At 65.0% G+C, this 15,130-nt stretch carries 12 protein-coding genes; all 12 read right to left on the bottom strand.

Features of this window, described 5'->3' with window-relative positions; genetic code table 11:
- Nucleotides 1-20: 20 nt before the first annotated feature.
- Nucleotides 21-860, bottom strand: a complete 840-nt coding sequence (locus BN1263_RS10555; protein ID WP_058981049.1) for a glycosyltransferase family 2 protein — start codon at nt 858-860, stop codon at nt 21-23.
- Nucleotides 857-1,336, bottom strand: a complete 480-nt coding sequence (locus BN1263_RS10560; RefSeq protein ID WP_058981051.1) for a GtrA family protein — start codon at nt 1,334-1,336, stop codon at nt 857-859. The genes BN1263_RS10555 and BN1263_RS10560 overlap by 4 nt, the downstream gene beginning before the upstream one ends.
- Before the next feature lie 11 nt (nt 1,337-1,347).
- A complete protein-coding gene (locus BN1263_RS10565) occupies nt 1,348-3,690 on the bottom strand; it encodes a hypothetical protein (RefSeq protein ID WP_144435341.1) in 2,343 nt (780 codons plus the stop codon).
- Nucleotides 3,691-3,741: 51 nt separating this feature from the next.
- The gene (locus tag BN1263_RS10570; RefSeq protein ID WP_080398805.1) at nt 3,742-4,350 is read right to left on the bottom strand and encodes a D-glycero-alpha-D-manno-heptose-1,7-bisphosphate 7-phosphatase; all 609 of its coding nucleotides are present in this window, start codon (nt 4,348-4,350) and stop codon (nt 3,742-3,744) included.
- Entirely contained in the window at nt 4,350-5,042 is a 693-nt protein-coding gene (locus tag BN1263_RS10575; RefSeq protein ID WP_058981055.1) for a sugar phosphate nucleotidyltransferase, read from the bottom strand. Before BN1263_RS10575 ends, BN1263_RS10570 begins: the two co-directional genes overlap by 1 nt.
- A gap of 1 nt (nt 5,043) precedes the next feature.
- Nucleotides 5,044-5,622: a D-sedoheptulose-7-phosphate isomerase gene (locus tag BN1263_RS10580; protein ID WP_058981057.1), complete on the bottom strand. Its 579-nt coding sequence runs from the start codon at nt 5,620-5,622 to the stop codon at nt 5,044-5,046.
- The gene (locus BN1263_RS10585; RefSeq protein ID WP_058981059.1) at nt 5,619-6,647 is read right to left on the bottom strand and encodes a GHMP family kinase ATP-binding protein; all 1,029 of its coding nucleotides are present in this window, start codon (nt 6,645-6,647) and stop codon (nt 5,619-5,621) included. Before BN1263_RS10585 ends, BN1263_RS10580 begins: the two co-directional genes overlap by 4 nt.
- Nucleotides 6,644-10,054 (bottom strand): class I SAM-dependent methyltransferase, encoded by a 3,411-nt coding sequence (locus tag BN1263_RS10590; RefSeq protein WP_058981061.1) that lies wholly within the window; start codon nt 10,052-10,054, stop codon nt 6,644-6,646. The genes BN1263_RS10585 and BN1263_RS10590 overlap by 4 nt, the downstream gene beginning before the upstream one ends.
- Before the next feature lie 38 nt (nt 10,055-10,092).
- The gene (locus BN1263_RS10595) at nt 10,093-11,451 is read right to left on the bottom strand and encodes an ABC transporter ATP-binding protein (protein WP_058981063.1); all 1,359 of its coding nucleotides are present in this window, start codon (nt 11,449-11,451) and stop codon (nt 10,093-10,095) included.
- Nucleotides 11,441-12,235, bottom strand: a complete 795-nt coding sequence (locus BN1263_RS10600) for an ABC transporter permease (RefSeq protein WP_019338011.1) — start codon at nt 12,233-12,235, stop codon at nt 11,441-11,443. The genes BN1263_RS10595 and BN1263_RS10600 overlap by 11 nt, the downstream gene beginning before the upstream one ends.
- A 2-nt stretch (nt 12,236-12,237) precedes the next feature.
- Nucleotides 12,238-13,419 carry a cystathionine gamma-synthase gene (locus BN1263_RS10605; protein ID WP_058981065.1) on the bottom strand — a complete coding sequence of 394 codons (1,182 nt, stop codon included), beginning with the start codon at nt 13,417-13,419 and terminating at the stop codon, nt 12,238-12,240.
- Nucleotides 13,420-13,542: 123 nt separating this feature from the next.
- The gene (locus tag BN1263_RS10610; protein WP_058981066.1) at nt 13,543-14,913 is read right to left on the bottom strand and encodes a pyridoxal-phosphate dependent enzyme; all 1,371 of its coding nucleotides are present in this window, start codon (nt 14,911-14,913) and stop codon (nt 13,543-13,545) included.
- Nucleotides 14,914-15,130: the final 217 nt, after the last annotated feature.

Consider the following 15,130-nt stretch of genomic DNA (forward strand, 5'->3'; position numbering starts at 1 on the left):
CCACCGGCGCGGCCGCCTGCTCAGGCCGTGCCCATCCGCCGCCCCAGCCACAGGTAGGTCAGTCGGCGCGCATGCGCCATCAGGCGTGCCTTCAGGTTGCCCATCCGCAGCGTCATCGCCGGCAGCAGGGCAGGATCGGCCGCTGCCAGCGCGTTGTGGAAATCGATGGCCTGCTGCGCCTGGTCCTTCATCAGCCGCACGCTCCACTGCCCCGCGTTGATGCGGAAACTGGCCAGGCTCTCGCGCAGGGCCACCATGTCACCCTGCAGCATGATTGCCGAGTAGCTGGCCTGGTCGATCAGGTACGGGTGGGAGTTGTCCCAGCCGCCGGCCTGCACCAGCAGTTCGCGGCGGAACATCACGCAGCCCGGTTCACCGAACAGGTTGGTGCCGGCCAGCACCGACGCACGCACCGCATCGCGCCCACTGACCAGGCCATCAAGCGGGCCAAGGCCACGCGCGGCGATGATCACCTTGCCCTGCGCGTCCACCAGGTCGCGCTTGCAGGCCACCAGCACCGCCGACGGGTGCGCATCCAGTGCCGCCACCTGGCGGCTGAGCGCGTTGGGCGCGATCAGATCGTCGCCGCACACCAGCTTCAGCAGGTCGCCGCGGGCCGCCATGCTGACCCGGTCCCAGTTGGCCTTGGCACCGCCGCCAGCGGGCGTCGGGCTGAGCACGCGCACTTTGGGGTGGTCCGCGTAGCGGGCCAGCAGTTCGTCGCTGCCGTCGTTGGACGAATGGTCGGCCACCACCAGCTCGAAATCGTCGTAGTCCTGCGCGAGGATCGAATCCAGGGTCTGCGCCAGGTACTCGACGTTCCTGTAGGCCGGCACGACGACCGAGACACGTGGGTTCATTGCTTCTTCTCCGCAGCAGGGGGTTCCGGGCGGCGCCGGAACGAAAAATACTTGTGGCCGACATAGTTGAAGATCACCACCAGCACGGTGATGGCGATCTGGGTCGGAATGGCCGGCAGGCCGAGCACGTCGGACAGCAGGGCCAGTGCGCCCATGTTCAACAGCAGGCTGCCGACGTTGACGCTGGTGAAGCGCAGGAAGTCGCGCCAGCCGTTGCCGCTGACCCGGAACACCAGCCGCCGGTACACGAAGAACACCAGTACCAGCGAGACCACCCAGGCGATGCCGAGGCTGGCCACCGAAGGCACGTCCGGGCCCAGCAGCAGCACCAGGCCGGCGAACAGCGCGGTGCTGAAGGCGGTGTTGGCACCGCCGACCAGCAGGAACAGGACCCGCTGGTCCTTGATCAGGCGCTGCAGCGGGCCCGGGGGGCCGGCGGCCGGCACGCCGTTGGAACGGGGCGCTTCATTGCTCATGGTTCAACCACTCATTTCCGCGGCAGGCCGACGACATCGACCGATTCCAGCAGGACTGGGCCCTTCTCGCCGTCGTGCAGGTTGGCGTACACCAGAGCCGAGGCTGCCGCAGCGGGCGCCACCACGAAGATCGCATGGTTCTTCGAATCGCTGGTGACCGACACGGCGTCGATGCTTGCACCAAGGAACAGCCCGTTCCGGTCCATCCAGTTCACCTGCAAGCGCAGCTTTGCCGATGCTCCCGGCTGCAGAGTACGGGCGCGGTACACCAGCAGCTTGTTATCGACGGTGCCGACGGCGAGCTCACGGAATCCAGCGACTTCGTCTGCCCCCTTCAACACCACACCCTCGTCGGTGACTTCGGGCTGGCCCTGCCAGCGCCAGTCGGCCCAGGCATGCCCTGCACCCAGCGACTCGACCGCATGCGACTCCAAGCGGATCTGCTCGATCTCCACCACACCCTGCTCACCATCGTGCACGCTGGCATAGACCAGTCCGCTTTCGGCACCGTCAGGCACGTCCATAAGCATTGGAAACTCCTGCCACTCCGCGGTCGGATGCACGACGTGGATGCTGGCACCGATGAAATGCCCATCTGCCCCCATCCAGTTCACTTGCAGGCGCATCTGCGCATCGCCACCTGGACTGCGAGCACGGTAGACCACCGTTTTGCCAGCCAGCCGCGATGCCGGCCACTCGCGGAACCCTTCACGTCGTTCTGCACCGCCGACGCTGGCCGTCACCGCATCGGCCTGCGCCGCCGGATGCGACCAGCGCCAGTCCTTCCAACCTTCGTTGCCGCCGCCCAAGAGCGCATCGACGCTGACCTGGCCACGCACCGCGTCGATTCGCTCTGGATCCAGGATCATGTGCATGACCTCGCCATTGACCGAAGCAAAGTGGGCGACCTGGTTGGTATCCACCACCGAACGGATCACCAGCAGATCAGCCCATTGCCGCTGCTCTTCGATTCGTGCCGGGTCGAAGATCTGCATGTTCACCGGCAGCCTGAAATTGCGCTGCGCGAAGGTCTGTACGCCACTCCGGTGGCCGACGTCCCATGGATCCTCGCCCAGACCGTACAACAGCGCGTTGCGGCCAGGCGGGGTCATCGTGTTGATGCCTTCACTCAGGTTGCGCGCGGTGCGTGACACGTAGACATTGGCGGTCTGGTCCAGCGAACCACTGGCCCAGTGCACGGCGCCCAAACCAAGGGTGAGCAGCAGCAGAACGAGGCGCACCCAGGCCGTGGGCGAAGCAAGCGCCAGCAGGCATACCAAGGTGCCCACAGGGTACATCCAGCGTGCCTCTTGGCGGCCTTCGCCAGGAAGGCTGGCCATCACCACCATCGCACCCAGCAGCATCAGCAGGCCCAAGGCGGCGCGCGCGGCGCGCAGATCGCAGCGCAGCGAACGGATGAAAGCACCCCAAGCCAACGCGAACAGGCAGGCAGCCACCACCGCGACCAGCAGGCCACGACGGCTGTCCATAGTCAGGGCGCCCACGAACCAGGGCCGCCCGAAGTTGAGGCCGAGGAAAGCGTTGCCCAGATAGCTGGCAAAGACCTTGAGGGTGCCCGCGTTGAGCATCACTTCCTGACCGGACGTGCCTGTGGACGCCGGCAACGAGTGCATCAGGGCCACCAGTGACAGGAAGATGGCGCCCGGAACCAGGGCCACGCCCGGTACCAGCAGCCAGGCGATACGGTTGCGCCGCAGGTCCTTGTGCACCCACAGTGCCAGCGCGATCACACAGCCCAGCGCGAACGTACCGGCGATATAGCGCTCATGCACCAGTACCGCCGCAGTTGCCAGGGCGACGGCAGCCAGTGCGGACAGCACGCCGTTGCTGCGCACCGCACGATCAGAGAGCGAGACCGCGCCGAGGAAGCAGGCAAAACTCAGGGTCTCGATGATGCCGGACACATAATCGAAGTAGACCATCGCAGAGAACCGCGACAGCAGGATGCACCCAAGCAGCAGCCAGAGCTGCAGGCGGGTCGCCGCAAACCAGCGGCGGGCCAACTGCGCCGCCAGCGCGCCGATTGCCATCATCGCCACTGCGTTGATGGCCCCGAAGGCCCAACGCGGCCATTCGTGGACGCCACCATAGGCCCATATGGCATTGAACAGCAGTCGCGGCTTGTACAGCGAGATGACCTGCAGTGCCTGACCGAAGGAACCGGCGGCGGACGCATCGCGCAGGGGCGACATCTCGTCACCGAAGAAATAAGGATGGTACGCAACCGCCATTGCCAAGCCGCACAGGGCCATCCACAGCACCGCGTCCACGCGTAGTTCCGGGAAACCCCCGCCTGTGTTGTTGCGCGAGGGAAGCGCCCCTTGTTCCGCCATTGCTACCTACTCCATTCTGATACAAGGGTGGCAGGACAATGCCTGCCGCTCTCAGGGCAAAAGCAGCGCGTTCCGCACACCGGCATCATCGAGCGTGCCGATCCGGCATGTCCCACCGGGAACTTCGCCTGCGCCGACATCTTCGCCCAGCAGTACCCGCCTGCCAATCCGCGCTGCGTCAGCGGCCTCCATGTCCGTGACCTTGTCACCGACGAACAGCGCCTGCGCCGGATCGAGCGAGAAGTACTCTATCGCCTTCAGCAGCATTCCCGGCCCGGGCTTGCGGCACAGGCAGTCGAGCTTGAATTCACCCAGCCCGGCCGTTGGATGGTGCGGGCAGAACCAGGTGCCCAGCAGCGGTGCACCGGCCTCCAGCAGCTGCTGGTGCTGCCAGTGCGTATAGGCGGTGAATTCATCGATGCTGTACAAGCCACGCGCAATTCCCGCCTGATTGGTCGCCACCACCACTTGGTAACCCAGCCGCGCAGCCTCCCCCAGCAGCGGCAGAATGCCTGGCACCCACTCGGTACGCTCTGCAGTGTGCACGTAGCCATGGTTGACGTTGATGACACCGTCCCGATCGAGGAAAAGCACCGGCGCGCCGGATCGCCTTGCGACCGGCCCGGCGACGAAGCCTGGCACGTTGGGCTGCAGCGCCATCAGACGTCTCCGAACAGCGTCTGTGCCCGGTGGAAATCCTCCGGCACGCCAATGTCGATGAACGCAGCGGTTTCCACCAACGCGCCGACGCGGCCAGCGGCCACCGCCGGTTCCAGCACCTGCTTCTCGAACGAGAAAGCAGCTTCGTCTGGCAGGCTGGCCAGCGCCTGCGCGCTGAGGAAATAGCTGCCGGCGTTGATCAGGCCGGCACCACCCGGACGCTTCTCATGGAAGCGCCGCACCCTGCCCCGTTCGACATCCACCGTGCCGTAGCGCGAGACATCGTCCACCCGCGCCAGCGCGATCGACATCGGCAGACCTTGTGCAGCCGCCTCCAGCGCTGCCGGCGAGTACTCGAGGTAGGTGTCGCCATTGCAGACGTGCAGCCCCTCACCCTGCGCCAGCCGCGCAGCGGCGGCGATCGCGCCGCCGGTGCCAAGCGGGGTTTCCTCGCGTGAGTAGACCACGTCCATGCCCGCCCAACGGGCGCCGACCGTCTGCTCCACCACATCACCGAGGTAGCCGGTTGCCAGGATCGCACGACGCATGCCGGCGGCCGCATAGCGGTCCAGGAGGTAGGCCAGGAACGGGCGCCCGGCCACCGGGGCCAGCGGCTTGGGCAGGTCGGGCACCTCACTGCGCAGGCGGGTGCCGAAGCCGCCGGCCAGGATCAAGATCTCGTCGGCAGCCATGTCAGCGCGGGAACATCTCGCTTTCGATCAGCGCACACAGCAGGTGGCCGATGAACTCATGGCCTTCCTGGATGCGCGGGGTCTCGCTGGACGGCACGCGGAAACAGATGTCACAGCGGTCCTTCATGTCGCCGCCGTGCTCACCGGTGAAGCCGATCACGCGCACGCCCTTGGCTTCACAGGCTTCCAGCGCGCGCATGATGTTCTTCGAACGGCCGGAGGTCGAAATCGCCACGAACACATCGCCTTCCTGGCCAAGTGCTTCGATCTGGCGCGCGAAAGTGTAGTCGTAGCCGTAGTCGTTGCCGATGGCAGTCAGGATCGAGGTATCGGTGGTCAGCGCGATCGCCGGCAGACCCGGACGGTCGTAGTAGAAGCGGCTGACCAGTTCACCTGCCCAGTGCTGCGCATCCGCAGCGCTGCCGCCGTTACCCGCGAACAGGATCTTCTGACCGTTCTTGAGCGCATTCACACACAGGGACACCGCCTGCTCGATCTGCGCGGCCAGCGCGGTATCCGCGGACATGCGCTGGAAGTTCTCAAGCGTCTTGCCGAATTCAGCCTTGATGAAGTCGTTCATCCGATTTTCCATGCGGTTGCACCTTGGTGGGTGAAGTGTGTATCAAAAACGGTGCCGCCAGCGCCCGCAAGCGCGCGCACCAGGTCGACCCGATGTGCCGGATCGCAGAGGAACATCATGAAGCCGCCACCACCGGCGCCAGACACTTTGGTCGCTCGCGCGCCGTGCCGCATCGCCAGCGCTTCGATGTCATCGATCATCGGGTTGGAGATGCTGCTGGCACTAAGTTTCTTGGCTTCCCAACCGGACTGCATCACCTGCGCCAGCCGCTCGAAATCACCGCGCAGCAGCGCTTCCTTCATCTGGCTGGCTTCCACCTTCAAACGGTGCATTGCATCGAGCGAACTGGCCTTGCCTTCCTTGATATTGCGCGACTGCTCATCGATGATCTTGGCCGATGCACGCGACACGCCGGTGAAGTACAGCACCAGGCCGGCCTCGAGCTCGGACCAGATCCAGTCCTTGATGCGCAGCGGGTTCACGATCACCCGGTCGGCGTCGTAGAACTCCATGAAATTGAAGCCGCCGAATGCCGCCGCATACTGGTCCTGCTTGCCGCCAGACAGCTGCAGGTCGACGCGCTCGATGCGGTAAGCCAACTGCGCGATCTCGTATTCGCCCAACGGCAATGCGAAGTATTCGGCAAAAGCGGTGACCAGGGCGACGACCATCGTCGAGGACGAGCCCAGGCCCGAGCCAGGCGGCGCATCGGAGTGCGCGCGGATGCGGATGGCCGGACGCTCGCCCTGCAGGAAGTCGTTGCAGACCCGCAGGTAGACGCCCTTCATCAGCTGCAGAGGACCGGGACCGGCCTCCACGGCCAGCGGATCGACGCGCTCGCAGATGCCCGCATCCTGTGCGTGGAATTCCACCAGGCCATCGGGCGAGCCATCGAGGGTCGCGTAGGCGAACTTGTCGATGGTCACGTTCATGACAAAGCCGCCGAACTGGTCGCAGAACGGCGACACATCGGTGCCACCGCCGGCCAGGCCCAGGCGCAGCGGCGCGCGCGAACGAACGATCATGCTTTCTTCTCCATTGCGAATGCCTCTTCCAGGGCACGTCCCAGTGCATCGCGCGAGAACTGGCCGCGGCAGTAGCTGGCTGCCGCGCGCGAACGCTGCAGCCATAGTGCGTCATCTTCCAGCAACGACAACAGTCCAGCGGCAAGGCCATCGGCCTCGTCGGCAACGGTGACCACCGCCTCCAGGCCGACCAGGCCTTGCGCACCAATACCGGTGGTGACCAGCGGCAGGCCCTGCTGCATGGCCTCGACCACCTTGCCCTTGACGCCGGCACCGAAGCGCAGTGGCACGATGGCCACGCGCGCGGCGCCGTAGCGCTGGGCCAGCTCCTCGTCGCTGACGAAGCCGGTCACCTCGACATGCTCGCCTGCCAGGGCGCGCACGGCATCGGTCGGGTTGGAGCCGACCAGCGACAGCTTCACGCCGGGGTGGCGCGCCCAGACCTGCGGCATCACCGACTCGACCAGCCACTGTGCGGCGTCCACATTGGGGCCGTGGGCAAAGCCCGCAACGAACAGGATGCCGGCACGCTGCGCGGGCACGGCGTCATCGTTGAAGTGGTCGAAGGCGTACGGCAGGATCGCGCGTGCATCAACGGATGGCTCCAGCACGCGCACGTCCTGAGCCTCTTCGGCCGACGGGTAAAGGACGCGGTCGACGGCTTTCCAGATGCGCCGCTCCAGCAGCTCCATCGAACGCGCATCGCCATCGCTGCTCCCGTTGCGCTTGGCCTCCATGTCCATGCGGCGGAAGTGCAGGTCGTGGCCGTAGTAGACGCTGCGGACGTCCGGGTGCTTGCGCAGGGCATCGATGTAATGCTCGGCGATATGCGGGCGCGACAGCATCACGGTACGCACATGCGGGTTGTCCTGCAGGTAGCGCGCGAAGCCGCCCACCCACTGGCCGCCATACATCACTTCCACACCACGCGCCTGCAGTGGCGGGGTGTAGATCGGATCGAAGTACAGGTTGTCGGCCCAGAACTTGACCACGCAGCCCCGTGCAAGCAGCGCATCGATGAAGGCGATCATGGTCCGCGAACCAGCGTCACGATCAGGCTGCGGCACGTAGTGGTCGACGATCAGCACCGTTTCCTTCTGCCAGGCACGGTCGCGCGCCAGCACCACGTGCTCGCCATTGGCTTCGTGCCGTGCCAGCTCGTCCTGCCAGCGCTCGCGCAGCTTCTTTTGATTGGCAATCTGGTAGGCCTTGATGCCGCTGCCGGTATCAGTGCCATGAGAGATACCCTCGTAATGCACGACTTCCGAGGTCGGGCAGTAGTAGAGCTGGTAACCCGCCTTGCGCACGCGGAACGCCAGATCCGAGTCCTCGCAGTAGGCCGGCACGAACTCGGGATCGAAGCCGCCCAGCTCACGCAGCAGCGCGCTGGAAATGAGCAGGCTCGCGCCGCTGCAGTAGTCCACCGGCCGCAGGTAGTTGTACTGGCTGTCGGCCGGGTTATCCAGGCGGCCGTAGTTCCAGGCCGAGCCGTCCCGCCAGATGATGCCACCGGCTTCCTGCAGGCGGCCGTCGGGGTAGACCAGCTTGGAACCAACCATGCCGCAGTCGGGCATGCGCTGGAACACGTCCAGCATCTGGTCCATCCAGCCCGGACGTACTTCGGTGTCGTTGTTGAGGAAATAGGTGTAGCGGCCCCGGGCCAGTTCCAGCGCCTGGTTGCAGGACAGCAGGAAGCCGAGGTTCTGCGGGTTGTGATGGAAGCGCAGGCCCGGCACAGGCACAAGCTTCTCAATCTCGGGATCGCCAGAGGCATCCTCCAGCACCAGGACTTCATAGCTCACTGCCGGCGGATGCGCAGCGATCGAGCGCAGGCAGGCCAGGGTGTGCGGCAGGTTGCCGTAGGTGGGAATGACGATGCTGACTTCCGGCAATTCATGCTCCGGGAAGGACAGGGTCTTCAGCACTTCGTCCGGGTCTTCCACCACTGACGGCAGTGCAAGGCCGGCAGGCGGCTCGACCTGACCCTTGTCATGGCGCAGCAGCCAGCCCCGCACCGGGCGTGCGAGCGGTGCCAGCAGCGGGTAGCGCGCCAAGCCACTTGCACGCAGCGACGCGATAATGGCGGGCACATCCCCGCGCAGCAGGCGCGAAGCGAAGCGCATCGGACGCGTTATGCGCCAGGACTTGGAAGCGAGCACCTTTGCGAAAGCATCGTTCAGGCTCTCCAGCTGCTCGTCGTATTCGCGGATGACGCGCTGCACTTCCAGCTCGGAGGCGCCTTCCGTACCGGGCCGGAAGGCGAGACCAGAGCGCCGCTGCAGCTCACGGCTGACTTCCGAACGGCTGGCAACGGTCTCATGGGCCGCCTGCAACAGTCGGCGCAGCTCGGCCGCTTCGTGCTGCGATGCTGCCTGGTGCCGTTGCAGGTCAGCTTCGACGTCCGCCTTCTCGCCCTGCACCTGTTCCAGCTGCGCCTGCAGCGCATCATTGCGCGCACGCAACTCAGCGGCGCCGTTGTGGCCCCCTGTAGCCTGGACAACCTTGTCCAGCTCCAGTGCCCAGCGCGTACGATCTTCGAACTCAGCTTCCAGGCGGTGGTAATCACGCTTGGACCCTTCCAGCTCTGACTCCAGCGACAGTGCCCACGCGTAGATCGATTCCTTCTCGGAGCCCAGCCGCGATGCTTCAGCCTCGGCAGTCTCGGCACAAACGCGATCGGTGCAGGCTGCGCCCAGGCGTGAGAACGCACCACGGACCAAGGCCTCGGCGGCCGGCACGCGAGCACTGGCGAACAGTGCTCTCATGGTCTCGCCAATGTCGCCGCCCACAGCGATGACGCCAAGGCCATTGCCATGCAGGAACTCGAAGCTCGGGTAGCGCTCGCGCAGCGGCGCGAAGAAACGCTGGACACCGAAACCTTCGGTATGCACGTTGGTATCGTGGAACAGCACCACGCCGCGCGAGGACATCTTCGGCAGCCATGTAGTGAAGTCGTGCGAGACCGCCTCGAAGGTGTGCAGGCCGTCGATATGCAGCAGGTCGACCGAGCCATCGGGCACTTCGTCCAGCGCGTCGTCGAAGGTCATCCGCAGCAGGGTCGAGAACGCAGCGTAGCTGCGTTCGTTGCGCTCGACGACGCTGCGATGGATATCGTTTTCGTAGTAACCAGCCTGCGAGTCACCTTCCCAGGTGTCGACCGCATGGCAGCGCGTGTCCAGGCCCATCTCCTTGACCGCCTGGCAGAACGCGAAATACGAGATGCCACGGTGGGAACCGAGCTCGACAAGCGAGCGCGGCCGATGCGCCTGGATCACCCAGAATGCAAACGGAACATGCTCCAGCCAGCCCGATGTCTCCAGAAACTCCGGGCGGGTGAACATTGCACCGTGACGAAAAATGGCTGCGGTCGGATCCGCCGCACCTTCAATGATCAACTCGTCTGCCATCTTCCACTTCCCTCAGGTCGAGCGCGCACAGGGGCCGCTCAGACATCGTTGTTCTGCAAGGTGATATTCAGCATCGGGATGCCGATCAGTCCAAAGCGCATGGTTTCGTCCAGCGCGCGGAACTCCAGGGCGTCGTGGATCCAGTGCTGCTGCGTGTGGTCATGCAGGTCGCCAGAGGCGACGGCTGCATCGATCATGTAGGAGCCGGACGGCATCACCGGCATGCGGAACTGGAACGTGGCCCGCACGGTCTGCCCTGCCGCGCCACCCACCGGCGCATCCTTGCAGGCGAAATAGCTGTTGTCGCCGAACAGGCGCTGGCCCAGCCGGTCCTTCACGTAGAAGCCGACAATGAGGTTGTCCAGCGACTCCTCCAGCTTCACCGTGACCTGCAGGGTAACCAGCTCGCCCCCTTCGACCAGGGTCAGTGCGCCGCCGTCGTCGCCACGGATGGCCACGTCGACGATGCGCGCGCCCTGCGCGCCGAACTCCTGCCCCACATTCTCCGGATCGAATTCGAACAGCGCGATGCGGTTGATGACACCCTCGTCGCGGAACTGATCACGACGGAAATCGGGAGCTTCAGCAGTGCTGCGGCGCTGCTTCTTCTCGACCACGATGGTTTCGCCACCCACTTCACGACGGCCGACCACATGTTGCTCGGTCATGTACGCCTCGACCACCTCCTGTGAGGTGCCCGACAGGCGCATGCGTCCGTTCTGCAGCCACACCGCGTTCTCGCACAGGTTGGTGACAGCGGCGGCATCGTGGCTGACGAACAGCAGCGTGCCGTTCTTCTGGAACTCACGCAGGAAGCGCATGCACTTCTGCGAGAAGAACGCATCGCCCACGGCCAGTGCTTCATCGATGATCAGGATGTCGGCGTCGACATGCGCGATCACCGCAAAAGCCAGGCGCACCGACATGCCGCTGGAATAGCTGCGTACCGGCTGATCGATGAACTCACCGATGTCGGCGAAGGCGAGGATGCTCTCCAATCGCTGATCGATCTGGGCACGCGATAGGCCCAGGATGGTGGCATTGAGATAGACGTTCTCGCGGCCGGTGAACTCGGGGTTGAAGCCACTGCCCAGTTCAAGCAGCGCGGCCACGCGCCCCTTCACCGTGATGCTGCCTTCGGTGGGGTTCAGGGTGCCGGCGATCATCTGCAGCAGGGTCGACTTGCCCGACCCGTTGCGCCCGACGATGCCTACCGTCTGTCCGCGACGGACCGAGAAGCTGACTTCGCGCAGTGCCCAGAAATCCTTGTAGAAGGATTTGCGCTTGCCGGCCAGGGCCTGCCACAGGCGATGCGAGGGCCGCTCGTACATGTGATACGACTTGCCGACACCGTTGACCTGGATGACGGTCTCGGCCAGGGCAGTTTCAGAGGACATCGGCAAACCCCACGCGCAGCTTGTTGAACAGGCGGTGGCCGATGACGGCGACCACGCAAGCGATCACGGTGTAGATGGCCAGGCCAGTCCAGTCCGGCAGGCGCCCCCAGATCACTACTTCACGCACCTGGTTGATGATGAAGGTGAGCGGGTTGAGCTCGAACACGATGCGGTAGCTGGCCGGCACCGAATCCAGCGGCACAATGGCCGAGGACAGGAACAGCATTGCGGTGGCAATGACGCCGGCGATCTGGCCGATGTCGCGCAGGTACACACCCAGCGCGGAAACGATCCAACCTACGCCCACGGTGAGGATGACCAGCGGCAACACCACGACCGGCAGCAGCACCGCGGTAGGTGGGACGCTGCCCTTCACGCACAAGTGCAGGATCAGCAGTACGACCATGTTCATCAGCAGGTGGAACAGCGCCGAGAACGCCATGCTCCAGACCAGCAGGTCCAGTGGAAACACCACGCGCTTGACGTAGCTGGTGTTGCTGACGATCAGCTGCGGTGCACGGGTGAAGCACTCGGCAAAGAAGCCGTGCACGGTCAGGCCGGCAAACAGGATCAGGGCGAAGTCGGTGGTCGATCCGGTCGATCCGGGCCAGCGGCCTTTCATGATGTAGCCGAAGGCCATGGTATAGACGAGCAGCATCAGGAACGGGCTGATCAGCGACCACAGCAGACCGAAGCTGGCCCCGCGGTAGCGCCCAAGAACCTCGCGCTGGGTCAGCTCGAAGGCAAGCGAGCGGTGCTTGCCGAAGACCGAAAGGATGCCCATTCTCAGACGTTCCCGCCCAGCGCCCGTTCCAGATCCACCTGCAGATCCCCCAACTCCTCAACACCCACGCTCAGCCGCACCAGCGCATCGCTGATGCCCAGCTGCTCCCGGCGTGCGACCGGGATCGAGGCATGCGTCATCACCGCCGGGTGGTTGACCAGGCTTTCCACACCGCCCAGCGACTCGGCCAGGGTGAACAGCTCGGTCTTCTCGCAGAAGCGCTTGGCCGCCTCGAAACCGCCCTTGAGCACGATCGAGACGATGCCGCCGTAGCCGGCCATCTGCCTGCCCGCCAGCTCGTGCTGCGGGTGCGACGGCAGGCCCGGGTAGATCACCTTCTCCACCGCCGGGTGCTTTTCCAGCCACTGGGCCAGGGCCAGCGCGTTGGCGCAATGTGCCTTCATGCGCAGCGGCAGGGTCTTCAGGCCACGCAGGGCGAGGAAGCTGTCGAACGGGCCCTGCACGCCACCCACCGAGTTCTGCAGGAAGGCCATCTGCTCGGCCAGCTCGGCATTGTCGCCGACTACCACCATGCCGCCGACCATGTCCGAGTGACCATTGAGGTACTTGGTGGCCGAATGCAGCACCAGGTCCGCGCCCAGCTCCAGCGGGCGCTGCAGCATCGGCGAGGCGAAGGTGTTGTCGACCACCACGATCAGGCCATGGCGCTTGGCGATGGCGGCGACCGCAGCGATGTCCACGATCTTCAGCATCGGGTTGGTCGGGGTCTCGATCCACACCATCTTCGTCTTCGGCGTGATCGAGGCTTCGAACGCCGCCAGATCGGTCAGGTCGACGAAACTGAAATCCAGCCCGGCGGTGCGGCGACGCACGCGCTCGAACAGGCGGAAGCTGCCGCCGTAGATATCGTCCATCGCCACCACGTGGCTGCCGGCGTCCAGCAGCTCGATCACCGTCGAGCTGGCCGCCATGCCCGAAGCGAACGCAAAGCCACGGGTACCGCCTTCCAGCGACGCCACGCAACGCTCATAGGCGAAACGGGTCGGGTTGTGCGTGCGCGAGTACTCGAAGCCCTGGTGCTCGCCCGGGCTGGACTGGGCATAGGTCGAGGTGGCGTAGATCGGCGGCATCACCGCACCGGTACTGGGGTCGGGCGACTGGCCACCGTGGATGGCCAGCGTGGCCAGGGCCAGCGCACGGTCGGGCGAAGAGGAGTTGGACATGTCGTTTCCTGAATGGCGCCGACGTGCGGCGCCGTCAAAGGATCGGGAGTCTATCAGCGCAGCCTTAACGAGCTTTGACGCGAATAAACCGGAATTCAGCGGTGAACTGCCGTGATCGGCGGCTTACTGCACGCGACGGCGCAGGTAGTTCAGCAGGTCGATACGGGTGATCAGGCCCAGGAAAGCATCGCCGTCCATCACGATCGCCACCTGGCCGCGGTCGAACACCGGCAGCAGGGCCTCGATCGGCGACTTCACGTCCAGCCGGTCCAGCTTGCTGACCATCGCCGTGGCAACCGTGTCGCGGAAGCGCGCTTCGTCGCCATAGACATGCAGCAGGACGTCGCTTTCATCGACGATGCCGACCAGCTGCTCGCCGTCCATCACCGGCAGCTGCGACACGTCATACAGCTTCATGCGCTGGTAGGCGGTGGTCAGCAGGTCGTTCGGGCCAATGACGACAGTGTCGCGCTGGCCGTACGGACGCAGGATCAGGTCGCGCAGGTCGCCGTGCTGCGGGCGCTGCAGGAAGCCGTTGTCCAGCATCCAGTAGTCGTTGTACATCTTCGACAGGTACTTGTTGCCGGTATCGCAGACCAGTACGAGCACCTTCTTCGGCGTGGTCTGCTCCTTGCAGTACTTCAGCGCTGCGGCCAGCAGGGTGCCGGTGGACGAACCGCCCAGGATGCCTTCCTTGCCCAGCAGCTCGCGCGCGGTGTGGAAGCTCTCGGCGTCGCTGATTGCATAGGCTTTCTTGACACGGCTGAAATCGGAGATCGACGGCAGGAAGTCCTCGCCGATGCCCTCCACCAGCCAGCTGCCCGACTTGTCGTTGAGCACGCCGTCGTTGATGTATTCGGCCAGGATCGAGCCGACCGGATCGGCCAGCACCAGCTCGGTCTTGGGCGACAGCTTGGCGAACGCGCGCGACAGGCCGGTCATGGTGCCGGAGCTGCCGCAGCCGAACACGATGGCGTCGAGGTCACCCCCCATCTGCTCCAGGATCTCCGGGCCGGTACCGAATTCGTGCGCTGCCGGATTGTCCGGGTTGCCGAACTGGTTGATGAAGTAGGCGCCCGGGGTCTGCTCGGCGATGGTCTTGGCCAGGTCCTGGTAGTACTCCGGATGGCCCTTGGCCACGTCCGAGCGGGTCAGGCGGACTTCGGCGCCCATCGCCTTCAGGTTGAAGATCTTCTCGCGGCTCATCTTGTCGGGAACGACGAGGATCAGCTTGTAGCCCTTCTGCTGTGCCACCAGCGCCAGGCCCAGGCCGGTGTTGCCGGCGGTACCTTCAACCAGGGTCGCGCCCGGCTTCAGGTCGCCACGCTGCTCCGCCGCCTCGATCATCGACAGGCCGATGCGATCCTTGATCGATCCGCCCGGGTTGGCGCTCTCCAGCTTCAGGTAGAGCTCGCAGACGCCGGTGTCCAGGCGCTGGGCCTTGACGATCGGGGTCTGGCCGATGAGTTCGAGGACGGAAGAATGAATGGGCATTCGGAGGACTTTCGATTCGCGCCGCGCAGGGCCGGACCGATGATTATCCGTCGGATGGCGATGAATGTCAGGTCGTTGCGCCGCGGGGCCGGAAGCCCGCAAAAAAGGGATGCGGACGGCCCCGGATCGACGAGGAGACCGGTGCCGCCCGCATCGGTGAGTTGTGCCTGAAGGCCAAGGCACCACCGCCTGTGGTGCCTTGGCGCGGCCGCCTCAT

Origin of the sequence: Stenotrophomonas thermophila (assembly GCF_001499715.1) — a bacterium.
GTDB classification, from domain to species: Bacteria; Pseudomonadota; Gammaproteobacteria; order Xanthomonadales; family Xanthomonadaceae; genus Stenotrophomonas; species Stenotrophomonas hibiscicola.